The 25,230-nt window shown below is 31.7% G+C and carries 22 protein-coding genes and 1 tRNA gene; 18 read left to right on the top strand and 5 right to left on the bottom strand.

From position 1 onward, the window contains the following. Positions 1-2: 2 nt before the first annotated feature. Positions 3-1,322, bottom strand: a complete 1,320-nt coding sequence (locus ACFSC2_RS00870; RefSeq protein WP_379817362.1) for a GntP family permease — start codon at positions 1,320-1,322, stop codon at positions 3-5. A 183-nt stretch (positions 1,323-1,505) separates the two neighbouring features. Between ACFSC2_RS00870 and ACFSC2_RS00865 the strand changes: the two genes are divergently transcribed. Beyond that, the gene (locus tag ACFSC2_RS00865; RefSeq protein ID WP_379817361.1) at positions 1,506-2,273 is read left to right on the top strand and encodes a nitrilase family protein; all 768 of its coding nucleotides are present in this window, start codon (positions 1,506-1,508) and stop codon (positions 2,271-2,273) included. On the opposite strand, the gene ACFSC2_RS00860 is transcribed toward ACFSC2_RS00865, so the two are convergent. After that, positions 2,270-2,707, bottom strand: a complete 438-nt coding sequence (locus tag ACFSC2_RS00860) for a cytochrome c oxidase assembly factor Coa1 family protein (protein ID WP_379817360.1) — start codon at positions 2,705-2,707, stop codon at positions 2,270-2,272. The two genes, ACFSC2_RS00865 and ACFSC2_RS00860, sit on opposite strands and share 4 nt — an antisense overlap. Before the next feature lie 22 nt (positions 2,708-2,729). Then, on the bottom strand, positions 2,730-4,418 hold the full coding sequence (locus ACFSC2_RS00855) for an Ig-like domain-containing domain (RefSeq protein ID WP_379817359.1): 1,689 nt from the start codon (positions 4,416-4,418) through the stop codon (positions 2,730-2,732). A gap of 233 nt (positions 4,419-4,651) precedes the next feature. On the opposite strand from ACFSC2_RS00855, the gene ACFSC2_RS00850 reads away from it, so the two are divergent. The 15 genes from ACFSC2_RS00850 (at position 4,652) to ACFSC2_RS00780 (ending at position 21,915) form a co-directional block, all read left to right on the top strand. Continuing rightward, a complete protein-coding gene (locus ACFSC2_RS00850) occupies positions 4,652-5,587 on the top strand; it encodes a hypothetical protein (protein ID WP_379817358.1) in 936 nt (311 codons plus the stop codon). Next, on the top strand, positions 5,547-7,913 hold the full coding sequence (locus ACFSC2_RS00845) for a hypothetical protein (RefSeq protein WP_379817357.1): 2,367 nt from the start codon (positions 5,547-5,549) through the stop codon (positions 7,911-7,913). The genes ACFSC2_RS00850 and ACFSC2_RS00845 overlap by 41 nt, the downstream gene beginning before the upstream one ends. A gap of 9 nt (positions 7,914-7,922) precedes the next feature. Further along, the gene (mce, locus tag ACFSC2_RS00840; RefSeq protein ID WP_379817356.1) at positions 7,923-8,327 is read left to right on the top strand and encodes a methylmalonyl-CoA epimerase; all 405 of its coding nucleotides are present in this window, start codon (positions 7,923-7,925) and stop codon (positions 8,325-8,327) included. A gap of 146 nt (positions 8,328-8,473) precedes the next feature. Further along, positions 8,474-8,547, top strand: a tRNA-Ile gene (locus tag ACFSC2_RS00835). A 741-nt stretch (positions 8,548-9,288) separates the two neighbouring features. After that, positions 9,289-9,684: a type VI secretion system tube protein TssD gene (gene tssD, locus ACFSC2_RS00830; protein WP_379818551.1), complete on the top strand. Its 396-nt coding sequence runs from the start codon at positions 9,289-9,291 to the stop codon at positions 9,682-9,684. Positions 9,685-9,887: 203 nt separating this feature from the next. After that, on the top strand, positions 9,888-11,753 hold the full coding sequence (locus tag ACFSC2_RS00825) for a type VI secretion system Vgr family protein (protein ID WP_379817355.1): 1,866 nt from the start codon (positions 9,888-9,890) through the stop codon (positions 11,751-11,753). Positions 11,754-11,757: 4 nt separating this feature from the next. After that, positions 11,758-11,931 (top strand): hypothetical protein, encoded by a 174-nt coding sequence (locus tag ACFSC2_RS00820; protein ID WP_379817354.1) that lies wholly within the window; start codon positions 11,758-11,760, stop codon positions 11,929-11,931. After that, positions 11,915-13,366 carry a T6SS phospholipase effector Tle1-like catalytic domain-containing protein gene (locus ACFSC2_RS00815; protein ID WP_379817353.1) on the top strand — a complete coding sequence of 484 codons (1,452 nt, stop codon included), beginning with the start codon at positions 11,915-11,917 and terminating at the stop codon, positions 13,364-13,366. The genes ACFSC2_RS00820 and ACFSC2_RS00815 overlap by 17 nt, the downstream gene beginning before the upstream one ends. A 56-nt stretch (positions 13,367-13,422) precedes the next feature. After that, entirely contained in the window at positions 13,423-14,370 is a 948-nt protein-coding gene (locus ACFSC2_RS00810) for a DUF2931 family protein (RefSeq protein WP_379817352.1), read from the top strand. A gap of 478 nt (positions 14,371-14,848) precedes the next feature. Further along, a complete protein-coding gene (locus ACFSC2_RS00805) occupies positions 14,849-15,898 on the top strand; it encodes a hypothetical protein (protein ID WP_379817351.1) in 1,050 nt (349 codons plus the stop codon). A gap of 27 nt (positions 15,899-15,925) precedes the next feature. Beyond that, positions 15,926-16,414 (top strand): DUF4280 domain-containing protein, encoded by a 489-nt coding sequence (locus ACFSC2_RS00800; RefSeq protein WP_379817350.1) that lies wholly within the window; start codon positions 15,926-15,928, stop codon positions 16,412-16,414. 9 nt (positions 16,415-16,423) lie between these two features. Next, positions 16,424-19,516 (top strand): hypothetical protein, encoded by a 3,093-nt coding sequence (locus ACFSC2_RS00795; RefSeq protein WP_379817349.1) that lies wholly within the window; start codon positions 16,424-16,426, stop codon positions 19,514-19,516. A 4-nt stretch (positions 19,517-19,520) separates the two neighbouring features. Further along, positions 19,521-20,492: a hypothetical protein gene (locus ACFSC2_RS00790; protein WP_379817348.1), complete on the top strand. Its 972-nt coding sequence runs from the start codon at positions 19,521-19,523 to the stop codon at positions 20,490-20,492. Continuing rightward, the gene (locus ACFSC2_RS00785; RefSeq protein WP_379817347.1) at positions 20,492-20,938 is read left to right on the top strand and encodes a hypothetical protein; all 447 of its coding nucleotides are present in this window, start codon (positions 20,492-20,494) and stop codon (positions 20,936-20,938) included. Before ACFSC2_RS00790 ends, ACFSC2_RS00785 begins: the two co-directional genes overlap by 1 nt. 215 nt (positions 20,939-21,153) lie before the next feature. After that, on the top strand, positions 21,154-21,915 hold the full coding sequence (locus ACFSC2_RS00780) for a hypothetical protein (protein ID WP_379817346.1): 762 nt from the start codon (positions 21,154-21,156) through the stop codon (positions 21,913-21,915). 13 nt (positions 21,916-21,928) lie between these two features. Here the strand turns inward: ACFSC2_RS00780 and ACFSC2_RS00775 are convergent, their stop codons facing one another. Continuing rightward, positions 21,929-22,243, bottom strand: coding sequence for a peptidyl-tRNA hydrolase (locus ACFSC2_RS00775; protein WP_379817345.1), 315 nt, complete (start codon positions 22,241-22,243; stop codon positions 21,929-21,931). 117 nt (positions 22,244-22,360) lie between these two features. Between ACFSC2_RS00775 and ACFSC2_RS00770 the strand changes: the two genes are divergently transcribed. Beyond that, positions 22,361-22,777 carry a very short patch repair endonuclease gene (locus ACFSC2_RS00770; protein ID WP_379817344.1) on the top strand — a complete coding sequence of 139 codons (417 nt, stop codon included), beginning with the start codon at positions 22,361-22,363 and terminating at the stop codon, positions 22,775-22,777. Further along, positions 22,777-24,000, top strand: coding sequence for a restriction endonuclease (locus tag ACFSC2_RS00765; RefSeq protein ID WP_379817343.1), 1,224 nt, complete (start codon positions 22,777-22,779; stop codon positions 23,998-24,000). Before ACFSC2_RS00770 ends, ACFSC2_RS00765 begins: the two co-directional genes overlap by 1 nt. Here the strand turns inward: ACFSC2_RS00765 and dcm are convergent. Next, the gene (gene dcm / locus ACFSC2_RS00760; protein WP_379817342.1) at positions 23,984-24,973 is read right to left on the bottom strand and encodes a DNA (cytosine-5-)-methyltransferase; all 990 of its coding nucleotides are present in this window, start codon (positions 24,971-24,973) and stop codon (positions 23,984-23,986) included. The two genes, ACFSC2_RS00765 and dcm, sit on opposite strands and share 17 nt — an antisense overlap. Between the last annotated feature and the right edge of the window lie 257 nt (positions 24,974-25,230).

Below are 25,230 nucleotides of genomic sequence, written 5' to 3'. Positions count from 1 at the left end.
TTTTAATGTATTAAAGCGTTTAAAATAAATATAAATACAATTCCCAGAACCGAAACCATTGATTCCATTACAGTCCAGGATTTAAAAGTGTCTTTTAGACTAATGTTGAAATATTCTTTGAACATCCAGAAACTTGGGTCGTTTACGTGCGAACACATTAAACTTCCAGCTCCTACAGAAAGTACAAAAAGGTTGGGGTCGAGATTGCTAACTTGTAGTAAAGGTAATAAAACGCTGGCAGTCATTAATCCGGCTGCTGTTGCAGAACCAACACAAACACGAATTATGGCCGCCATCATCCAAGCCAATAAATAAGGATGAATATTGATCTGATTTAAATTGGAAACAATCGTTTCATTCACACCGCTTACAATCATCACTTCTTTTAAACAGCCCGCACCGCCGACAATTAAAACAATCAGAGCGACATCTTTGATCGCTTGTGTGTAATCCTCCATAACAGATGACATACTTCGGTTCATTTTTATTCCTAAAGTATAAGTGCAAAGCAAAAGAGATAAAAGCATGATCATACTTGGATCTCCGATAATTTTGCAGGCGGCAATCAGTTTTTCATTATCTGAAATTAAAGGGAGGAGAGAAGTAATCGTTAATCCGAAAACGGGAAATAAAGCAGAAAATAAACTTAGTCCAAAACTTGGTAATTTACCTTGGTTGGTAACTTCTTCTACATTTAAAATCTCATGATTCGATTCAGTTTGAATGTTTTTAAAAAGTTTAGAAAACCATAAACCTGCAATTAAAATAGTAGGAATGGCAATTATGATTCCGTAAATCAAAACCAATCCGATATCAGCTTTTAAAATACTGCTCAACGCCATTGGTGAAGGATGCGGAGGCAGAAAACCGTGCGCGACCGAAAGTGAAGCCAGCATCGGAATCCCTAAATAGACTTTTGATAATTTGAATTGATGTGCAACAGAAAAAATCAACGGAACTAAAAGGACAAAACCAACGCTGTAAAAAAGAGGAATACCGACAATAAAACCAGTAATCATTAAACCTAAGCGAACATATTTTCTGCCTGTCCAATTCATAACGGTTTTGGCGATTACATTGGCAGCTCCAGAGGACACGGCGAGTTTTCCGATACAAGTTCCAAAAACAATAATCAAGGTAATTGATCCGAGCATTTCACCAAGACCTTTTTGCAGAACGGGAGAAATCGTTTCAATTGGTAAACCCAAAAAAAGTGCGGCCAAAAGAGACGTAATAATAAACGCGATAAACGGATTAATTTTAAACCAAGCAATCTGTAAAATCAAGAAAACAATGCATGATGTGAGTATAAGAATGCTCATGGTTTGTAGTTGGTTTTTAGTTAGTTATAATTGTGGTTGGAATTTCAAATATATAAAATTTTTCTACACTTCGCATTTTTTTTGCAAAAACTGCATTTTTTTTGCAATGATAATGTTAAAACATTTGAGATGCAGGTGAAGTATTCGCTGATGTTTTCTACCTTTATCTAAAAATAGTGGAATATGAAAATTGCTTTAATTCAATCAGATCTTGTTTGGGAAAATTCTTTGAAAAATAGAGAAAACTTCGATTTGTTAATTAATGAAATAAAAGATGAAGTACATTTAATTGTGCTTCCAGAAATGTTTTCGACAGGATTTACTATGAATGCTGTTGCGGTTGCAGAAACCATGCAGGGAGAAACTATTGATTGGATGAAACTTAAAGCAAAACAGAAAAACGCGGCCATTACAGGAAGTTTGGTTATCACAGAAAATGGCCATTTTTACAACCGAATGTTTTTTGTTTTTCCGTCGGGCGAAATTCAATATTATGATAAACGACATTCTTTTTCTCTGGCAGGAGAAGATAAAGTGTATACGCGCGGTGAAAAGAAAGTTATTATAGATTATTTAGATTGGAAAATCTGTCTGCAGGTTTGTTACGATTTACGTTTTCCGGTTTTTGCTAGAAATGTAGAGAATTATGATCTGCTTTTGTATGTTGCCAATTGGCCAAAAGTCCGCACAAATGCTTGGGATGCATTGCTGAAAGCGCGTGCCATAGAAAATTTATCGTATACAATCGGTGTAAACAGAATTGGCCTGGATGCGAATAATTACGAGCATATCGGTCACACTCAGGCGGTTGATTTTTTAGGGAATTATATCTTAGAGCCACAAGAAAAAAAAGGTGTTTTTATCATTGAATTAGATAAAAACACCCTATATGAAACTCGTAAAAAATTAGATTTTTTGAGTGATAAAGATCAGTTTGAGATTAAGCTTTAAGGAGAATCTAAAACCAGAATTTCCTTCACAGGATTTTTAGCTCGAATCGCGATTTTTTTATATATCCATTCTGTACCATTTTTAACGGCGGTAATTGTAAGTTTGCCTTTTAATTTTTCTCCATTAATGCGAACTGATAATGTAACAGCTTTGTATTCGTCAGAAAAGGAGGTATTGCCTTCTAAAATTGCTAGTTTATCTAATGGAGCAATTTTTCCAAAATAATTTACAACCTCTTGATTCGAATTCGCTTTTTTTATTGCATTTTCATACAGTTCATTTTCAGTATAAGCTTTAGCCGTGCCGATTAAACCATCTCTGGAATTAGCGTTTAATGAAATAAAAATAATTAATGCAGCAATAATGACAAGAAAGAAAAACCAAATCCAGTTTTTTTGCAGCCAAGTTTTATTTTTAATTATTTCATCAGACATAGGAGTGCTTTAAAATTAGAATTTAAAAAGCTTTTCGTTTCTTTTCGGCTTGTTTCTTCTTTTTATCATCCGTTTTTTTCTCTACTTCCGGACTAAAAGGAATACTCAAATCGATGGTTTCTACACGATCCCAATTCGCGCGAACATCAAATTCTTCCTGATTGTAGAAAACTTCTTCAGAATAACGTTTGTCCAGATAACTTCCTGAATCGTATTTTTTGTTTTTGTTATCATCATAAATAATTCGAACCGTAAATACTTCTGGCAGGACCAAATTAAATTCTAAAGTAGTTTTTCCCTCAGAATAATCGCTTGCCAAAACAACGTCACCCTTTTTATTGGTCAGTTCTACGATAATCGGAAAACGTTTTACATTTTTTAGATTTAAAATAATATTTCCGTAATCAGATAAATCTTTGGTGCTTAATTTATAAGACAAAGTATCGTTGCTTTTTTCAAAAAAGTCGGTTAATGCGCCTGGCAAAAAGGTAAAATTGTATTTTTCTAAAGGCTCTTTTTTAAAGTCAACATACAATTTCTGATCAAAAACATCATATTCTGTTGTGAAATCTACCGCAGTAGAATCTTTATTGGTCAATTTGATTTTACTTTTATCGAATTTTACTAATGGAGTTGCTGTTTCTAAAGTAAATCGGTCTCTAAAATTTAAAGTCCCGTTTTGAACCGCAGTAATATTCAGCGTATCTTTTTTCTGGTCTTTTACTTTAACAGTATATTTTTTCTTGTATTGGTCTTTTTCTACTTCTAAAGAAAGAGAATCTGTTTTGATCGGTTTATACCAAATTTGAAGCGAATCTTTTTTTGGAAACTGTGTTATAACGGTTTCTAAAACCTGGCTATTGTTTTTTAATACAATTTTCGGCGCCGATGCTTTATAGTTTTGTTTTCCTTCGTACGGAAGTAATAATCTATTTCCAGAAGCTTGAATAGGTTTGAATGTTTTGGTCGGAAGCGTTTCCTTAAACAATTCTAATTCGTAAATAGTATCAGACGGAACGGTAATATAGTTTTTTAGAAAACCAATTTTATCATCTTTCGGATTAAACCTATTGTTGCTTCCTTTGTCTTTTAAAGCAACCAAAAGATATTTTCCTTCCTTTAAATTTTCAAATTCAAAAGAGCGAAGACTATCCAGTGTATTGGTAATATATCGTGGCAATTCTTTGTAAATAGTAGAATCCTTAAAGGTTTCATTTACTTCATAAAGCATTACCGATACAAAATTGTCGACATGTTTTTCGTAAGAATCTCTAATTACTCCTTTTAATTTCAGCGAATCAATATGTGATCCTGTAGAGAATACATATTTAAATTGGTTCAAAGGATTTCCTTCATTATTGTCCGTGATACTTTGACCAAAATTAAAACTATATGTTGTATTTGGTTTTAAGGTGTCTCTAATTTCGATTTTAATAAATTTGCTTACACCCTGTGGTGTAATCAACGGTTCGTATTTCAGCGGAGGCGAAATAATTAACTGTTTATTGGTATTTTTTAATTTGATGTATTCGTCAAATGTCAAAGTAATTTCGTTTCCTTTAAAACCAGTAGTATAGTTTTTAGGATAACTCGAAATCAAAACGGGTGCAAGAGTATCTTTTAAACCGCCTGTAATACTGCCTCGTTTAGCACAGCTTACCACAGATATTAAAATAATAAATAAAATGTATTTAAAAGTGTTTTTCAACATATCGGGTTTTCAATTTTATTGCACAAAATAACGATTATATTTGCTTTAATAGAAATATTTTATCCATTTATTAGGATTTCGGGTTTCAAAGTTTATTTGCTTTCTTCAAACATTTGAATAGGAATAATTTCTTACTTTTGAAGTTAAATATAATTTTCTACGTTTTGTTAAAAAGATTTTGTTTTGGATTTGTTGTTTTTTTGCTCATTTCTTGCAGTAAAACAGAGAAACCTATGGTGTCTTTTTATTATTGGAAAACAATATTTAAACTTTCAAAAACAGAAAAAGAAGTTTTAGAAGAGAATAAAGTTCAGAAACTTTACATTAGATATTTCGACATAGGACTTCATCCAGAAACAAAATTACCAATACCGCTCGGGCCAATACGGTTTGATGAAAACACCTCAAAATATATTATTGTCCCAGTAATCTTTATTCAAAACAAAGTCATGCTGCAATCCAATTTGGATATTGATGATTTGGTTAAAAAGACATTTGGTTTGATTGAACAGATCAATTCTAAAAATAAAATTACTTCGAGCGAAATACAAATTGACTGCGATTGGAGTTTAGACAGCAAAGAAAGTTACTTAAAATTTATTGAAGTTTTTAAGAAGATTTCGAAGAAAAAACTTTCTGCCACGATTCGGCTTCATCAAGTGAAGTATTTCAAAAAGACCAAAATCCCAAATGTAGATGCTGGAGTTTTGATGTATTATAATATGGGAAGCATAGCGCCAGATTCACTGAATTCTATTTACGATCAAAAAATAGCGGCACGATATCTTAAAAGTTTAAAAAAATATCCGCTCTGTTTAAATTATGCACTTCCAATTTATTCGTGGGCAGTTCATATTAGAAACCAAAAAGTAATTGGACTGCGATCGAAAGTGTTACGAAAAGATTTAGAAACCGATTCTAATTTTAAAAAAACAAGTGCGATATTTTTTAAGGTATTACACTCAAATTATAAAAATGGCGTTTTTTATGAAGAGAACGATTTGTTGAAATTAGAAGAAATTACGCCCGCCGATTTAAAAGAAATGGCCTCAGATTTGGAAGATAATCTTGTTGAAAAACCAAAAGAAATTATATTTTACGATTTAGACGAATTCAATTTTAATAATTATGAAAAGAATATTTTTAAACAAGTTAGTTCTTGTTTTTAGTGTTGGACTGCTTTCTGCTTTCGGAATAATTTACGCTTGCGCGGATGGCGATTGGGATTATTTCGGATTGTACAATTCTAATTTTACCCCAGAAACTTTTGCTGATAAATCGTATTCGCCTTTGTTTTTGTCAGGCGATGTTTTCTACGGAATTGGTTTTGATATGGGACACAATTCGCGCTTCAATAAAAACATAAAATCAGATTGGAATGATTATTTAAAAGGAAAAGTCGATACTGCTTCTGTTAGTTATTTTTTAATTGGTGACGATAAACCGAGATATTATTCGGACGATAAAAACACGATTAAAAACAAACAGGAAATTACAGATCTTCATGTTTTTTATAAAACAAAAAAAGCCAATTCGTCTTCTCAAAAGTGGAGTAAAAAGCTTGATTTGAAAGATGAAAAAGTAAAAAACTTTGTGGAATTTTTATACTTGGCTCAAAAAATAGAAACGGTTTCTATCGGCGAAGATTATTGGAGTTATGAAAAAGCGGCAGCTAAAACTTTTAACGACGCCAAAACGATTCAGTCTATCGAAAATGTTTACAATACACTTTCAGATCCGTTTTTGAAAAACAGATATTGGTTCCTGACCATGAAGGCCCGTTTTTACAGTAATGATAAACAAAAAGCAATTGCTTTTTTTGATAAGACCGAAAGTGCTGTTCAGAAAAATACACTTTATTATCGTGCTTGGGCGTATGTGGCAGGAATTTATTATAAGCAAAAAAAATATGCTTTGTCCAATTATATCTATGCACAGGTTTTTGATAAATGTCCAGAACTTCGTGTAGTAACGGCGTATAGTTTTCGCCCTAAAAATGAAACGGATTGGACCAAATCTTTAGCAATGGCCAAAACCAATAAAGAAAAAGCAGCGCTTTGGGCGATTCATGGTTTTTATAAAGATGAAAAACAAGCGATTCAGAAAATCTATGAGTTGGATCCAAAAAGCGAGCATTTAAATTATTTGGCAACTCGACTGGTTAACAATCAGGAGCAGGCAATTAATAATTCTTTTCAGGAAGAAAATAAAAGTGGAGATTATACTAAACAGCCTGTAAAACAAACTTTAGCTCAAAATAAAACACAAAACCAAGCTAAACTTGATAAAACTGCTTTTGACTTAATTACAAAAATTGCAACGGCAGGAAATACAGACAGACCTTATTTATGGGATATGGCGCTCGGATATCTGCAGACTTTAAAAGGAGATTATGCATCGGCGGATAAAAATTTTGATAAAGCAGCAAAAACACTTCCTAAAACACAATTGGGAAATTACCAAATCCGTTTGCTTCGCTTTGTAAATAATTTAAGTAAGATTGAAAAACTTGATGAAAACAATGTAAAAACCGTTTTAGCAGACTTAAACTGGTTGTATTTTGAACTTTCTAAAAACTATAAAGGAAACGAGTTTCGTTATCAAAACGCATCTTCTTGGAGCAGATCGTATTTGTCAACTTTATATCGTGGAAAATCTAATTTTGTAATGACCGAAATATTTGGTGAATCTCGTTACAGTTATTGGAATGACGGAAATTCTTTTTATGATGATGAAAAGAATCTTCTGGATATTAAAAATTTCCTGGCAAAACAAAATAAAACAGAAATTGAAAAAATCGGCGCTGGAATTTATAGTTTGAAACTAACTGATATTAGTCGTTTTCAAGCAGTTCAGTCGACATTTAAAAATAAAATTCCGGAAGCGATTGCTTTTATGAAGGAAACAGACACGATTCAGAATTATAATTTTTTAGGAAATCCGTTTAACGGAAGTATCAAAGACTGCCACGATTGCGATCATGCGGCTTATCAAAAAAGAAAATATTCGTATATCGATTTTCTAACCACGATACAATCTATGCAGGAAAAATTGGCGCAGAAAGAAGATGTTTACACAAACAGTCTGCTTTTAGGAAACGCTTTTTACAATATTTCACATTTTGGAAACGGACGAACGTTTTATGAAATTAATATTGTCGGCTACGGTTCTAGTCCATATTCTTTTAGAGACAAAATGAGAGAAATGATTACCAATAATACTGTTTCGAAAATGTATTACCAAAAAGCATTTGAAGCTGCAACCACAAAAGAACAAAAAGCAAAATGTATTTATTTAATGGCTAAATGCGAACGAAATGACTATTACAATAAAAAATACAGTGCTGTAAACAGTTATTGGGATATACAAGATGATAAAGTTAATTTTATCGCTTGGAACGGATTTAAAGCTTTGAAAAAAGACTATTCGGATACAAAATACTACCAAGATGTAATTGCAGAATGCGGTTATTTTAATACCTACATTAATCAATAATTATTTGAAATGGTTAATAAAATAGAACATATCGGAATTGCAGTAAAAAACATGGACGATGCCAATGTATTGTTCGAAAAAATGCTTGGTGTTCCGTCTTATAAAATGGAAAGTGTAGAAAGTGAAGGTGTGTTAACTTCATTTTTTCAAACCGGAAATAATAAAATCGAACTTTTGATGGCGACAAATCCAGAAAGTCCGATCGCGAAGTTTTTGGAGAAAAAAGGTGAAGGAATTCATCACATCGCTTTTGATGTGGATGATATCAAAGCCGAAATTTCTCGTTTAAAAAACGAAGGTTTTGTGCTGATTAATGAAGTTCCGAAGAAAGGAGCCGATAATAAACTGGTCGTTTTTCTGCATCCCAAGAATACAAATGGGGTTTTGGTAGAACTTTGTCAGGAAATAAAATAGAAAAACAGTTTTTTTGTTTTTAAATAATGTGTTGAAAATCAATTTCATTTTTAGACAAACAAAGTTTTTTTAAAATTAAATAGAAATCATGTCTTAAAATATTTGGAGTGGACGAAAAATAGTAGTAATATTGCATCCTCTTAACCGGTCCTATAGCTCAGCTGGTTAGAGCACCTGACTCATAATCAGGTGGTCCCTGGTTCGAGCCCAGGTGGGACCACTTTTTAAGAATAGAAAGCCTTTACAGCAATGTAGAGGCTTTTTTGTTTCCTTATGACTGTGTCTCGTTTTATAATCAATTAGTTTTGTTTGCTTTGTAAAGCTTAATTGATTGTAATATCATCATTTGCATCTTATCATTCTTTATTGAAGCTTTTCTCGGTAAAGAAGTTTTGAGTTTTTCAGAAACTTATAAAATCTTATTGAATCTCTTTTTTATCTGTTTTACCCAATTTCTGTTGTTTTATATTTTTTGAAATTAAAGATTATTTCGAAACCTTATTTAAAAAATTGCCTTGAGCATTATGTGAAATTCGATTACTCAAATATGTTTTAAAAGATAAAATAAGTTAAAGTGATTTATTGTTCTTGAGAGTTTATTTCTATTAGTTATTTTGAGAATGTAAATTGTTTTTACACGATTTTTTATATAACCAACCCTCGGTAAATGGTTTAAAATAACGCACTCTCATATGTTAGAATTATTCTGTTAAGTTTTTTTATTTTTTTTATGAAAAACATTACAAATTAACTTGTTTATTTCGTTTCTAGTTATATATTCGCGTTAATATTGATTGTGGATCCTCTTCATCTTCCTACAAGAAGCAAATCAAAAAAAGTGCATTAGTGCAAAAAAGAGGTATTCTAAATTTATATAGAACACCTCTTTTTTTGTTTATACTAGTCAGGCATCACAGAGAGGGTTCTAAAAAAACAATTTTACAAATTAATTATTTTTATTATGGCATTTAAAGCAATTTTAGAATTCGAAGGAAACCAGTATCAAGTATTATTCTCAAAAGTTGATATGTTAAGACATACTGATGGTAAAGGAGCCGTTTCATCTGAAATTAAAGGAGGTAGATTAAACCTAAAATTAAAATCTACAGACAACACAACAGTTATTGAGCAGGCAGTAAACAGCCAGCACAAACCAGTAAGCGGAAAAGTAAAATTCTTCAAAGCTGACTCTGAGCAGGTAATGAAAGAACTTTCTTTTGAAAATGCTTTTATTGTATTCTTTAGTGAGCAGCTTGATGCTATGGCAGAAACTCCAATGACTACTGAAATCACTTTCTCAGCAGAAAAAATTACATTGGGTAATGCAACATTAGATAATAATTGGGCTAAAATTTAATTTTTCCTATTAGCAAACAAGAAGCGGTATGTGCCGCTTCTTGTTTTTTTATACAATTTATTGAACAGAACATTGATTAGTATCGCTTCTATAGTTTAGAAATGATATTTTAGCTTAAAATGGAATTGCGGTATAATAACTTTAGACTATAATCTACTTAAGTTAAAATTTAAAAAAATCCCAAATTTATAACTAAACATATTATGATCATTCCTAAAATAATAATTGGTATTGATAGAAAAGAAATTTCGCATTTCACTACTATCGAACTTCACCAAACCATTAATAACCATCATCATTTTAAAATTAGTGTTCCGCATTCTGTGATCGAACAACCAAGAGCATACACTATGCAGAGTGCTCAAAAATGGTTGGGAGGGGTTTTACATATTGTCTTTGAAAATAACAATAATTTTTTAGGAATAGTAACAAATATTCAATATGCCCAAGAATTAGGACATGTTGGAAGCCAGATTGTTATTTCGGGTTATTCTAAAACTATACTTCTTGAGTCGGGACCAAAATTCAATTCTTGGGAAGATGTTAATTTGCATGATATCATTGAAGAAGTGATAAAGACTGCGGCTGGAGAACAATTACAAAACAGCATTAAACCTGAGTTCGGCAACAATTTAGAATATCAAACCCAATATCTAGAAACCGATTTTCAATTTATACAACGCTTAGCCAAACAATACAATGAGTGGTTGTATTATGATGGAGAAAAACTATTTTTTGGAAAGCCTAATGCCAGTTCAGAATTTACAAAATTGATTTACAACAAGGATCTTTATAACTTAAATATTTCTGTTCAGGCAATTCCTAATCAATTTGGGGTATTTAGTTATAACGAAGATGCAGACAGACTTTATCAGGCGAAGACTGGTGACCACATAGAAGGATTCCCAAAATTAGGTAATGATGCTATAACCGCTTCTCAAAAATTATATTCTACAGCATCATTTGAATACGGCAGGACTGTTGCTGGTGACGATATGCATTTACAAACGATAATGCAAAACCGTCAGCAAAGTGTAGCCGCAGAATCTAATTTTATAACAGCTACTAGTCGAAATAGAAGCTTGCGAATAGGTATGAGCATCAGCATTGACGCTATGCAGGTGAAAGACAAATTAGCGGCATTTACAAGCGGACAAGATATTAGTAAAATTAACTACGAAACAAACGAAATAGGGGTTTATATAATCACAGAAATAAACCATAAAGCCACGGATATTGGGGAGTACGAAAATAGTTTTAAAGCACTGCCTGCCAAAATATGCAAATTGCCTGAACCAAACATTAACTTTCCTATAGCTCAAATACAACAAGCCGAAGTAATAGCTAACGAAGATCCAAAAGGACAAGGCAGAATACGTGTAAAAATGCTGTGGCAAGCTGCTAAACAACAGCGTACACCATGGTTACGTGTCATGGCACCTGATGCCGGAAGCAGTGCTGAGGTTAGCACCAATAGAGGTATGGTTTTTATTCCCGAAGTAGGGGATCAGGTTATGCTGGGTTTTCACTACAACGATCCTAACAGACCATTCGTAATAGGAAGTTTGTTTAATGGTAGAACAGGAACCGGCGGTAATACAAAAAATAACATAAAAAGCATTTATACCCGTACAGGAAGTACAATCACTTTTGATGAAGGTGAATCGAGTATTTTAGTAAAAGATCCATCAGGTAATACTTGGTTTATGGATGGAAAAGGAAATATTAATGTTACTGCACCAAAAAATATTACCATAAAGGCAGGTGAGGATTTTATTGTGAGTGCAGGGAAGAATGTAAAAATTGGAGCGGGAGAAAATATGGATTGTGATGCCGGAAAAGATATTTCTCAAACAGCAGGCAATGATTTAACTCAAACAGCAAGTGGCGATATAACTGAAAGTTCTGATAATAGAAAAGAAATGGTTGATAAGGATTTTATACGTCAGGCAGACACCTCTAATATAATAGCTTCAGGCGTTAGTATTTTTAGTAATAAAGAGAACTTAACGCTTCAAAGTGGTAAAACGGTGGAGGTTAATAGTGTTGAAAAATCTAAAATGTTTTAAAATTATGGGAATCAACAAAATTTCTAAAAATAGAAAAGTGATTGTGAATCAAGACTATAATTTAACGGTAGGTGGTGAATTAAAAAAAATATCAAATCAATTTAATATTGAAGCTACTAAGGAGAATCTGGTTTTGATTTCAAATAAAAAAATAACATCTGATGGCAACAAACATTAGTTTTGGTAATTACTCGCCTCCGCCCCCGCCCAAAGGAACAGTTGATATAAGAGTTGGTGTTTTTTTTGATGGTACACAAAATAATAGAACTAATACGAACGCCAGGTTAGGAAAAGAAGGTGATAAAGGTAATAAGGCCTATAATAAATTGTCTGATAAAGATACAGATAGTTATATGAACGATTTTTCTAATGTGGCTCGCAAAGAACTTCATTACGAAAAAGACCAATATACAACTAGTTTGTATATTGAAGGTATTGGTACAGAGAACTTTGGGGAGGATTCTGACAACAAAATGGACCACGATGGTGTTGCGTTTGGAGCAGGGAAACTAGGTATTCCAGCCAAAGTAAAAAAGGGTTGCGAAGGTTTGGCAAAAAATGCTTTAAAATTACAAGGTAAAGACGAAATAAATACTCTAACTGTTGATGTATTTGGTTTTAGCAGAGGGGCAGCTGCAGCAAGAAATTTTGTTTATGAATTGAGTAAAAAAAACAGTCAAGATGTTTGGGGCTCGCAAGTACTAAAGTATAAAGTTAAATACAAAAGACTGCAGGTACGTTTTGTCGGTTTGTATGATACAGTTTCTTCTTATGATCCTGATGCTATAAAAAATCCGAACTTCGATAATGATGTAACAGAACTGCATTTGAATGATCTGAATTTAGAGATTAATGATTTGTACAAAGCAAAACACATAATTCATTTTTGTGCAGATGATGAGCATCGTAAAAACTTTATGCTTACGCCTACAAGAGTAGCTGGCGGAAAAGATTTTTACTTGCCTGGTGTACATTCTGATGTGGGCGGTTGTTATACTGATATGATGAATGAATATAAACAAATTATGGATCTTGATAACACTTGGGGAGATGGGTATGATGATGACGAATATAACGAAATACTTGACAACGATTTAAACAATCTTATACAGCAGGGTTGGTGTAGTGAAAGTGAAGTAGTTCGTCCAGACATGTGGCATCAAACCTATCTAAACCGAAAAGGCATACGTAACACTTATAGTTTTGTAACTCTGCATCTCATGGTAGAAAAACTAAATACTGAATACGCAGGCACTATTAATGTCGAAAGTTTAAATAAATATTTTGAAATACCAAAACCTACAAAACCCGATGAATTAGATTTACATAAAGTAAAGGATCGTTTAGCAGGATATATAAACGGCAGTTTACCTAAAATGGAATACTACACCAGCAAACAAATAGAAATACTTAGAAAACAAGAAAGAGAAAAAAAAATAACTACAGCAGTTTTTAACCAAATAGTATCTGACCACAATATTTTGATAAAATTAAGGCGTAAATACTTGCACTGGAATTCTCTCTTTGGAGATACTGTAGGAGCATATTTGCCCAACTATAAAATTTCAGGTAAAACGATTGTTAGAACCCGAAAAAAAGCAAAGAACTCATGAAACACATATTTCTCTATTTATTATTTACTACACTATTAACCTCCTGCCAAAAGAAAATGAAAAAATACGAATGGTTACCCGAGTCTAATGCTCCAGAATTATACCCAACTTATATTCACAATGGTCACTTTTATTTAGAGGATGGCAGCAGTGTTTACATTCCTACTTCAGGAATAAATTATAACGGCTGGGGCTATACTGGTTCTACTCATATACAAGGCGAGGACTTAAAAGCACTGCCAGTAAAAATGGATATTACTTGGGCATCCTATATAGAAAAGAAATTTTATACAGGCAGTTGGGATATGCCTATTGATACCCTAAAAAAACTCTTTGAAAAAGGCACTACTGCCTGGCGAGATGGCAGAATTTCTAATTATTCCGACATAAGAGTAGGTTGTGCACCAGGAGGAGTAGTGGTGGTTTGGGTGTATGGTGATGACCAGCAGATAGAAGTTGCTCGTTTTCAGGCTGCAGAAACACATGTGCCATTAATTGAAGTCGTACCCACAAACCCAAATCTAACTCTTGACGAATATTTTGATGTATCTAAATCAGTACCAGAAGCTTATGAAAATATTAAAAAAAATGGGATTCAATACGACGTTTGGGATATTTATAGAAAGAAGTACAATTGGCGTGCCCGAGTTGAAATTCCAAATCACAAAATCGTTAATGTAGGTTTTAATATGTTTAACGGAGAAGAAGAAACTTTGTTTAATGAAACAGTGAAAGAAAATGCTTTTAGGCCCAGAGCAATTCCCAAAGAATTAGGATTTATTTTTGAGGATAATAAAAAAGTGCAAACTGTTTTTGAAGTCAAAGATTTTGATGAAGAAGAAATCTTTCATTTATTCAACCAAGCTGATACTTTAAAACCTATAGAAATTGTTTTGCGTATGAGCGAAGATTTTAGCAATCGTAGTTTAGTTTTTAAAAATGGTGACAAAGAAATTCCTATCAGGAAAATAGATTTCGACAATATGTGGAAGTATGAAAATTAATAAAATAGAGTAAGCAAATTAGATAGAATTTATGATGCAACAACGGTATTTAAAGACAGTCACATTATTTTTTGGAATAAGTTTAATTTGCTTACTGGTAATAATCATTCCTTCAATAATTATGAAGCTTCTAAATTGGAACAATAGTCTATTCATTGACTTGGTAGCCCGATTTAGTCTATTATTCAGTCCGTTTATAATAGCAGTAATAATAATTGACAGAATTTGTGTGAGGATATTTGGAGAAAAAAAAACTAACAGAATTGAGATGTATATATTGGGAACTATACTTTTATTATTCTCCTTTTATGGAATGCTGACCTTTTTTTCAGAATTGTAGCCTAATTTTTTAACCTGCAAAACAATAAAATCCTATCAGAAAATAGATTTTGAGAATATGTGGAAGTATGAAAATTAAAAAAATGATAATCAAAAATTGAAGAACAATTAATAAAAGCGCAAATACGATACACAAAAAATGAAACCAATCTATCTAACAAAGTATCCTATAAGAGAGGGAGATACATTAGAGAGTGTTGCCGAAAAATTAAATATTGGGACAGAATATTTAAAAGAGGTACACAATGCAAAGGCTGGATTCTGGGATAAAATAAGAAGCAGGTTTCCTAAACACCTGACTGAGATTTATGTTTATTCGGATGTACTGGTTGAACAACCACCAGAACAAGATAGAAAAAAAGAAATAGTGAGAAACCTATTTCCTATTGCATTTTATACCACAAAAACATACGGTTATACCTTTGAAAATTATGAGGGAGATCATCTAAAAAATAAAATTCATTATGAGGTAGATGCGGTTTATATAAAAAATGACTTTAATTTTAAAATTATACAAATAAATCGCAAACAAGTCTATGTAAATAATAAAATGCCTGATGTAGCAGTAGAACAACTCTTAGATAAAATTGCCCAAAACATGTTTCCTATTGCGCTGCGAATTAGCGATACCGGAGAAATAAAAGCAATTGCAAACTTTGAAGAAATCAAACAACGGTGGCTTATTAATAAAGATGAACTAACAGATTATTATAAAAAAGAGTATTCAGATACAATTATAAAAAAAGCAGATTTGTATTTTAATAGCGAAAGAGAATTGATGGTAATGCTGTTAAATAATTGGTTTTTTAATCTGTTTTTTAAACGTATATATAGAAATTTTCCTGAGAAAAAAGAAATTCAATACGCAACTAAATTACCTTTTTTGTCGAAGAGATTAGTAGAATATCAAATAACGCAAACCCTGCAAGACCATTATACTAAAAGTGGTAAAGTGATAATCAATCATACAGGAAAAATAATAGACCATCGAACTATTGATGAAGTTTTGCAAAACAAAACAGTATTAGAAAAAGACCGTCCTAATATTGAATTCGTACAATCTGAAGGAAATGTACAATATAAACTCAATAGTTCTGATAATAGCATATTTTCAATTACAGGAACTTTCATTACCAAAATGAGCAACAAAAAAATCAATAAAATTCAGGTAGAAATATATCAACAATAAGTTTGTCTGAATTTAAAAAATAAAAGTATGGCAGAAAAACACGTAGTTGTTCATGGAGCAACTTGCGAGTGCAAGTTTAGCGAAACACCTAAAACCGATATTCTACAGGTAAAAACACATTCCAAACATTTTGGGAATGATAAAGATGGATCCAAAAAACTCATTGCTACCACCAAAGAAATTGGGCAGACTCTGAAGGCAAATACTTTTGGTAATTGCAAAAAGCAGCCCATGGGCTCTAGCTACAAGCCTTGTCAGGCTGTAATTACAGAGTGGAGTGGTTTTTATCAGGAAGTTACCCTCTCTAACCAAGGTCAAATACTGATTGAAGACAGCAAAGCCACCTGCCCAATAGGAGGCAGTGATTGCATAAGCATAAAAAACCACGGACAAGTTGCTGAATTAAGTAAACAAAATATAAAAAATACTAGTCCTGAAGTTGTAACTGAGTTATTTCCTGGGTTTGATTTAGATGATTCGGAAAATGATATTTTAAAAATACCTAATAATTTATAACCGAATTAGATGGAAAAGCAAGTACACATCATACCAAAAAAGGTTGAGGAAGGACAAAAATATGATCGTAAGCTAAACAGTTTAGTATTAAAAAAAGCAGAATCTTTTAATATAGTTATAAAAGAAATCGAGGATTTTAAAAAACAAAAGCCTATAGCTCCTAAAAAAATAACCAAATTATCTAAGGAGGAATATAGTAATCTAAGTAAAACAGCAAGATGGAATTATGATGTTGATGCTAAACAATATGATATTGATTTAAAAAAATACAATGAAAAATTAAAGGTATATAATGAAAATTTAAAAAAATTCGACGATTTAAACTGGACCTGGCAATTAGTATATAACGAATTAGATCCCAATAAAATAACACATTATGCTAATTTTAAAAAAGGTATTCATGAGCTTATCTCATTTCCTAAATTATTAGAAGGAGGGGGTATTGCTTGGCTCGAAGCCTGGCATGAAAATGAAAAGCCAAAAGGAATACCTCCCTTCGGGATGTATGTACAGGCAGAAGGGGTTGCCCAAATTGTTCGTGCAGAATGGACTGATTTAAGATACAACACAATTGATAAGGGTACAACAGTAGCTTTTGGATCTAAGGTTATATTACATATCTATACTGCCGGACTCTATGGCCAGGAAGTTGAGGTGCATTTGGCAGATAAAGATATATTTACGCCTAATGATAAACTAAAAATTGCTGGAGAAGATTTTTTTACCCGTGAAGTAAAGGTTTATAAACTAAAACCTAACGATATTAATAAAAAAGGCGTCGCGGGTATTCTAACAGTAGATAACGCTAAGGTAGATTATGCCCAAAAAATAGAAATAGAAGTAGTCCTTGATAAGGCGTGGATAAAAACGGCAGGAGAGAATTTACAAATATATGCTGTCGTAAAATCTATAAAAACAGGAACTTTTTTTGCGGAGTTTAGCAGAAGTTCTATACTCGTAAGTACAGATAAAAAAAGCATAACACTAGATCAAGAGCCAATTCCTGCTACCAATATGCCCTTGATTGTAGGGAATGTTGAGACTAATGTATCTGCTTTTCATCCTTGTAGATATGATTTAATTAAAGCTTCTTATTCAAAAACTGCTAATAGTTTAGGTAATGAATCATTAGAGATTGAATTATTCAATTCAAAAAAAGAAGAGGATAAAATTAAAACAAAATTAATTATGCCTGTAATTGCAGGTGTAAGAGAAGGAAGAAGAGAATTAAAAATAACCTTAGATTCAAAAACTGATGAATGTTATTTCGAAGATGATAAAGAGAAAACACATAAAGGCAGGGTAATTAACTTATCTCAAATTCATGATGCAATTGTAATAGAAGAAAGTACAAGGGTAAATGAACATAAAATATATGATAAAAACGAGTTTAAAATAGGTCAGGATACAGGCAAAGGAATTAGATTTGGAAAAGAAGAAGAAGGGCATGTAGATACTGATGACGATAATGAAATTTCAAATACGCACACTAAATCCAAAAACTCTATTAATGGTCCATTTGGAATAACTAGAGAATCAAAAACTACTGTCTTTAAAAACAAACAAGTTAGAGGCTTGTATCCTAATTCAGATACAGAATTAATACTTGATATTGGATTTGACTATGGAGATGAATCCATATCAAGTCTTTTAAAGCATATATGGCCTTTAAGAGAAAAAATTTTGCAGCACTATCCAATTGTATTACAAACATGTTGTTTTACAAAACAATTAGATGTAACAGTATATCCTGATGTAAAATGGATTTTGCAATTTGCTTATGATTGTGATCCTGAAGAATTTCAAGACATGCGAAAAGAAAAATATGATGAATATTTAGTTCGAGTTGAAAAATTAGATGATAAGGTCAAACCACAAAAACTAGACGAAAAAATACAACAATTGGACGCAGAAATTGCACAGGCAAAGAAGGATGCCAGCCAAGCTGTAGGTAAAAAGAAAGAGTCTTATAAAAAATTAGTTGCAAAATTAGAAAAATTAAATACAAAAAATAAAAACAGAAAAGACAGATATAAAGACAATAAAAAAAAGGAGAAAAAAGCATATAAAAATGATAGACCTGATTTATTTAGTTTTAAAGAAAATGTTGCATCAGGGCTTTCTGATTTAGTTTTATCATTACATGTAGAATATGATAGACCCGGAGAAGCTATCGAAGTATCAGGTAGCTATAAGCGATATGTAGAGTTAGCAAAACAATTGACTGAAGTTACCCAAATGATTGATCTTATTTTGGATGGCAAAAAGAAATCGCAAAAAAAATTAGATAAGAAATTTAAGCAAATTGATGAAAAAAGAGCGGAGGAACAACTAGAAGCAATAGGAGACGCTCTAAAAGGAAGATCTCTTTTTTCAAAAAATTTGATACCACCATCGTTAGCTGTAGTAGGTTCATGGTATGCTGAAAATCCTAAAGATATAAATATGAATCAAGTAGGGATAGTCGGTGAAATTCAAATTTTAGCGAAACCATTAATAGGGGCTGAAATTTCAATGGATTTTCTAGCATTGGCTCAAAGAGCACATCCAATAGCCCGTGGATTAATTACTTTAATAGATTTTTCAGCAGCAGTAGGTGTTGGTCCAAAAATAACATTAGAAATAGAAATAAGCGGACAAATAGAAATAGAAGGTAAATTAAGATATAATAGCGCAAGTAAAACTTCCAACTTAAATCAAAAATCTTTAGCTGGTGATGCTGAAGATGACAGTCCTTTAACCGTCAATGGGGTTTTTAGTTTAGAAATAAGAGGAAAAATTGAATTTTCTAAAAAAGCAAATTCTTATATTTTTGGAAGTGTTGAGCTATATGGAAATGCAGGTTTTGAGGTAAAAACAGGAATAACTCTTTCTGGTGCAATTAAGGCGGATGATAAAGGCTTTTTCATTGATCCTCTTCTTACATTTCACGGACTAACAGTTACAGGTATTGTCGAAGCAGGTTATAAAGTCGAAAATTCAGACGGAGGAGAATATTCTTCTGGAAGTACTGATGAAAGTTTTGAATTAGTACTAATGAATGAGTATGAAGGTAGTTTTGAAGATTCTGAGGGGAAAAAGATTCAATTTTATTTAAATTAAAATAATGAAAAATTTTTTAGTATTAATATTAATAGTTGCAAATATAGTTGCCTATGGGCAAGAAAAAAAAACAGATATGAAAACAAGCCAAGATATTTATTCATTAAATAAAGAAATAAAAAAATATGAAGAAGAACCTATGTATAAAATGATTCTTTCATCTAGTGAATGTTCATTTTCTATACTGGTTAATGATATTCCTTTGTATAAATTTTTTGGACGAAGCGGTGGTGTTGGAGCAACATCAATACCTATAAATTGGAATATTGAAAAATCTGGGAAGCAAAAGATAACAGTAAGAATGTATCCCAAGTATGCAGAAACTGAAACACCCAATCAAATATTAGGTTTAAATGCAGGTGTTAAATTTAGTATTGAAAAAGAAATTAACGGAGAAGATAAAACAATACTCGAATTTAAGACACCTTTTAAAGATTTTGACGGAAAAGGCAATGGAGGATTTTTATACCCAAATAAGGCTTACTATGAAGAAACTATATATGTGGATTTAAAAGTCCCATATGAACTATCTGTTTTGGATAATGCTGAAGTACTATTTACAACAGATTCTGAAAAACTAAAACAATTGGGAAAAGAAGTTTTAGCAAAATACAATGAGATAAGAGATATCTACATGACAGGTACAAAAAATGAACTTGCCAATATAAATTACAGTAAAGAAAAAAGATTAGCACAACAAATGTATCTCAATGAAGCAGAAATAAAAGATGGATGGGATAATGACTATCAATTTAGGACTGATGCAAATCTTGATTTTTTTGATTTGAAACCTATTGAAAAGTATGAAATGAAGTTTTATGCCGAAGGGAAAATTATTTGTTTAGAGAAAATAAACAATAAAAAATCAGCATTGTGGGGGGGATTTAAAAGAAAAGATAAAGATGTTGTTACAACTACGTATATATCAGTTTATTTGTACAAACCTAAGGGGAGTAATGAATTAAAAACTTATTGATGAAAAGAAGTCTTCCGATAAAAGAAATTTCTCCTTTGAAGATGATTATTTTTGCTTTTATGTTTATAATTAGCATTTATTCTTTGTATATTATGTTAACTGTATTTCAACCTAGAATTTCTGGTTATAGAATAAATGCTTTGATAATAAATGTTGATAGTGTTAAATCTCATAAAAATAACAATACATACCGCTATTTTGGCAAAATAAAATTTAAAAATAAAGAAGGCAATGAAATTATAGAGCATTATGGTTTTGATAGTAAACTAAACAATAATGATAGCATAAAACTCTATTATGATGAAAAATACGGCTTTTATGATTCTGAAAATCAAAATGTTTATTTGATAATTTCGGCAATTCCTTTTATAGTTTTAATAATGCTCGGCATGTTTTTTATAAGTGTTTTATTGATCGAGAGAAAGAATATTGAAAAAATAGAATAAAACCAGCCTGAATCTATAAAAATGATACGATCAAAAGATGAGATAAATCACCGCTAACGACTACTGGAACTTACAGAATAAATATTTTTTTAATCATATGATAATCAATGTGTTTGTTTTAGTGTAAACTCGCTAAAGTGTTGCGAGATTACAGAAATGGAGAGGCATTTTATTAGAGCAAAGTAATTTTGTAATATTATTCTATCAAAATAAAAATGTATTCTTTATTTTTGATGAACAATAGTGCAACCATGAAATTAAATCAAAAGGATAACAGCTATTTCATTACTTCAAAAAAGAGTTTTGAAGGACATGTTGTGAATCCTGTTTTTGTAAAACAAGCTTTTGATTTTGCTTATGAAATGGTTTATGGCGAAGGATTTCATCGAATTACAAGATCTGGTGGACAATTGAATCGAACGCCACTCGAGATTTTCCAAAATACTTTTCAAGGAAAATTGGCAGAGATTATATTATATGAAAACCTAAAACTCCAGAATATCGAAGTGGAAGAGCCTGATTTTAGTATTCATAGAAAAGGAATTTGGGATGAAACCGATTTAAAAGCAAACGGAAAATTTATATGTGTAAAGTCGGCTGCTTTTTTCTCGAACCTTTTTCTTTTAGAAACTAAAGATTGGAATTCTGAAGGAATGTATATTCCGAATCATGATATTTTGAAAACTGCGGTTTACGACTTTTTTGTTTTGGTGAGAATTAAGCCTGATATAAAAAATATTTTAAAAGGAGTTTTTGAAACTAAAGAAAATTTATGGCAGAAAATTCAAGAAACATTTTGGTTTTATGATATTCCGGGTTGCTGTTCAATAAAAACAATTCAGTACATTATTAAAAATCAATATATTATTCCTAAAAATGCTTTGCTGAATGGCAAAACAAAAATGGATGCAGCAAATTATTATATCCAATCTGTCGATTTATATCATTTAGATCGTTTGTATTCTGTTTTAAAATAAAAAATACAAAATATTAATTGTTTTGCGGTGTCCACATTTTTAAAAATTTAAACATTTTAGAATATTCTTCTCTTGGAGAAAAAACAATACAAACTTCTTGATTGTCTAAAGAAGATTCTGTTAGGATTACATTATCGGGTTCATTTTTTGCGTTTTCAAATTCCTTTTCGTTTACACTGCAAACCACTTTTTTGAAAATTCCATTTATCCATTGCTGCATATTTTCGGTATGTTCGAATTTTCTAAAACACGCCAGCGATGCATGCGCTGCGATAACAGGAACGAGTTTATCGGGAACATTCTGTTTTACTAAAATATACATTTTCATATTTGGAGTTGGGTTTTGTGGAAAAACGAAAATACCAAATTAGTTTTTTCTGAAAGGAAAATATTTAAAATAAAATGAAGTATCTTTAAGGTTAAAGACAAATTTAATCTTAAAGAAATGGATAATTTAACTCCCGAACAGAGGAGGAAAAATATGCAGGCGATAAAAAGCACGAATACCAAAGACGAAGTAAGGCTTGCAAAGGCTTTATGGAAATTGGGTTATCGGTATCGCAAAAACAACAAAAAGATATTTGGAAAACCAGATCTGACTTTTGCCAGTTATAAGATTGCCATTTTTATTGATAGCGAATTTTTTCACGGAAAAGATTGGGAAACCCAGCAGATCAGAATCAAATCGAACCGAGAATACTGGATTCCGAAAATTGAACGAAATATGAAACGCGATATTGAAGTCAATGAACATTTACTTTCTAAGAATTGGAAAGTTTTACGGTTTTGGAGTAAAGAAATCCAAAAAGAATTAGAATCTTGCATCGAAAAAATTAGACAAGAAATCGAACTTTCAAAATAATGTTTCTAAAAACTCAAACAAATCAAAATATCGAAAATTATACAAGCGCTTTAAAAGCAATTGGCGCGTTTTCGAATTTGTTTAGTTCTTCAGATAAACCTTTTATTCAATATAGAGTTGCAGAAAATGCTTTTTGTAAAGCGTTTGGTGCCGATAATCTGGCGCGCGCCGATGTGGCATATGATGCTGTAATTAATGGATGCGGTGTCGGAATTAAAACATTTGTATTAACCGGAAATTCTAAAATTGAAAAAGTTGCCGAGTTTAATTCACGAAGTTCTGAGCTAAGAATACTTAAAGGTTTGGATCTGGCAAACAAACTAGCCGATTTTAGAAACGAAAGAATCGCTTTTGCAGACCGACTTTATAACACTCAAAGCCGAGTGTATCATATTATTGGGCGTGATAAATTTCTAATCAAAGTTTTTGAAACCTCTTATGATTTAATTGATAAAACATCAATTGAAATTCTGGAAGAAACCAAAAGTTCATTAAAATTCAAAGATGCTTTAAACGAATACAATTTCAATTTTTCGAAAAGTGTTTTAATGAAACGCTTTGTAATTCCTGAAAACTGTATCGAAATTCCTGTTGAGATTTTAGATGAACCAATTAATGTACTTTTAGATTTATCGAAATCTGACATTAAAAAAGAAACTGCTTTTGCGAAAGAAAATCTTCAAAGTGCAATTGGTTTATTGACGGAAGAAGAATTGATTCCGTTTGTAGATTACGTAATTCTGCCTTTGTATTCTCCCGAAGCCAAAAAGAAGTCAAAAGAACCTATTGTTCCTGAAAAAAGTCAGTTGAATCAATGGAATGCCGGCGGAAGAAAAAGAGATCCAGGTGAAGTTTATATTGGCATACCTTCAAAAATAAGAAATAATGCTCCCGATTTTTTTCCAGAGAAAGATGTTGTTTTTAATCTTAAAATTCCGAACGGAAATATTCTTTCTGCAAAAGTGTGTCAAGATGGAAGCAAAGCTTTAATGACAAATCCAAACAAAGCACTTGCCGACTGGATGCTTCGAGATGTTTTAATGCTGCAAGAAAACGAACTCTTGACATATGGCAAGCTTAGAAAAATAGGTTACGACAGCGTTAAGATTACAAAATCTACAAATGATGATTATTTTATAGATTTTACAAAACTAGATGAATACGAATCTTTTATCGAAAAAATAACTGAAGCTCAGGATGGGCAGTTTAAGCTTTTTCTTTAGCCTTTTTGGTCTTTTTAGCTTCTACTTTTTCAAGTACCTTATATATTTCTGATGCTAGTCTTTGAATAACGGGCATGCTTACTGAGTTTCCAGCTTGTTTGTACAAATGAGAATTTGAAATCGCCGGAAGTTTAAAGTCGTCAGGAAAACCCTGAAATCTAAAACATTCTCTGGGAGTTAATTTTCTAAAACCAAAATCGGTTGTGATAAGTGGTACATTGTGTCCTCCAGTTCCCATATTAGCGGTTAGCGTAGGGCATACGCTGGATTTATTTTCACGAACATACTGTCGTCTAAATTGATAAATTCTATCCTTGTTTGTGATAGATTCTCTCAGCATATCATACATGTATTTATCTTCGTGATAATAAAACTTCTCGTCGACCTTTTCTTTGGTAATAAGATCTTTAATTGATTTCGTTAAGTCTTCTTTTTCAGGAAAATGAAACTCGAATTTATCATCTTTGATATAATCTTTATCAAAAGCTACAATGAAAATTCTTTCTCTGTTATGAGGAATGTTTCCAAAATCTTTAGTGTTGAGAACCGCACTGTCAAAAGTATAATTACGTTTTCTAATTTCGCTTTCGATTACTTTGATCGTATTTCCTTTATCGTGCCCTTTTAAGTTTTTTACATTTTCAAGAAAAATTACGTTAGGACGCATTTCATCTACAAAATCTAAAATTTTAAAAAAGTGATTTCCTCTGCTATCTTCAAAACCTTTTCTATAACCCGCAACCGAAAACGGCTGGCAAGGAAAACCTGCCGTTAGAATGTTTATTTTTTCAAGAGCGGTAACGTCTAAAGCCATTACGTCGCCTTCAATAAGATTATGTTTGAAATTGTTCTTATAAGTAGTGCAGGCATTTTTGTCAAATTCATTTGCCCATTCTAATTCAAATCCGGCATTTTTAAAACCCATGCATATACCGCCTACACCCGCATACAAACTTCCAACTGTTTTTTTCATCTATTTTGCCTGATTTATTGAATGACCTTTTGAGGTTCTTATTTTAATTATGCAAATATATTAATTCGTCAAGACTCTTTCGAAATGTAATTTCATAAAAGTTTTTTGGTTTTATTTAAAAAATACAGAATTGAGCTACGTATTTAATTTAGGATTGTACTTTATTTTGATTATTCCTGAAAATGTTAAATATTGTGCAAAGCTTTTTTGTTTTTAAAGTTGTATTTGTGCAAAAAACTTATACTTTTGTCGAAGAA

Origin of the sequence: Flavobacterium artemisiae (assembly GCF_042678225.1) — a bacterium.
GTDB classification, from domain to species: Bacteria; Bacteroidota; Bacteroidia; order Flavobacteriales; family Flavobacteriaceae; genus Flavobacterium; species Flavobacterium artemisiae.
This window is presented reverse-complemented; position numbering and strand designations above follow the sequence as displayed.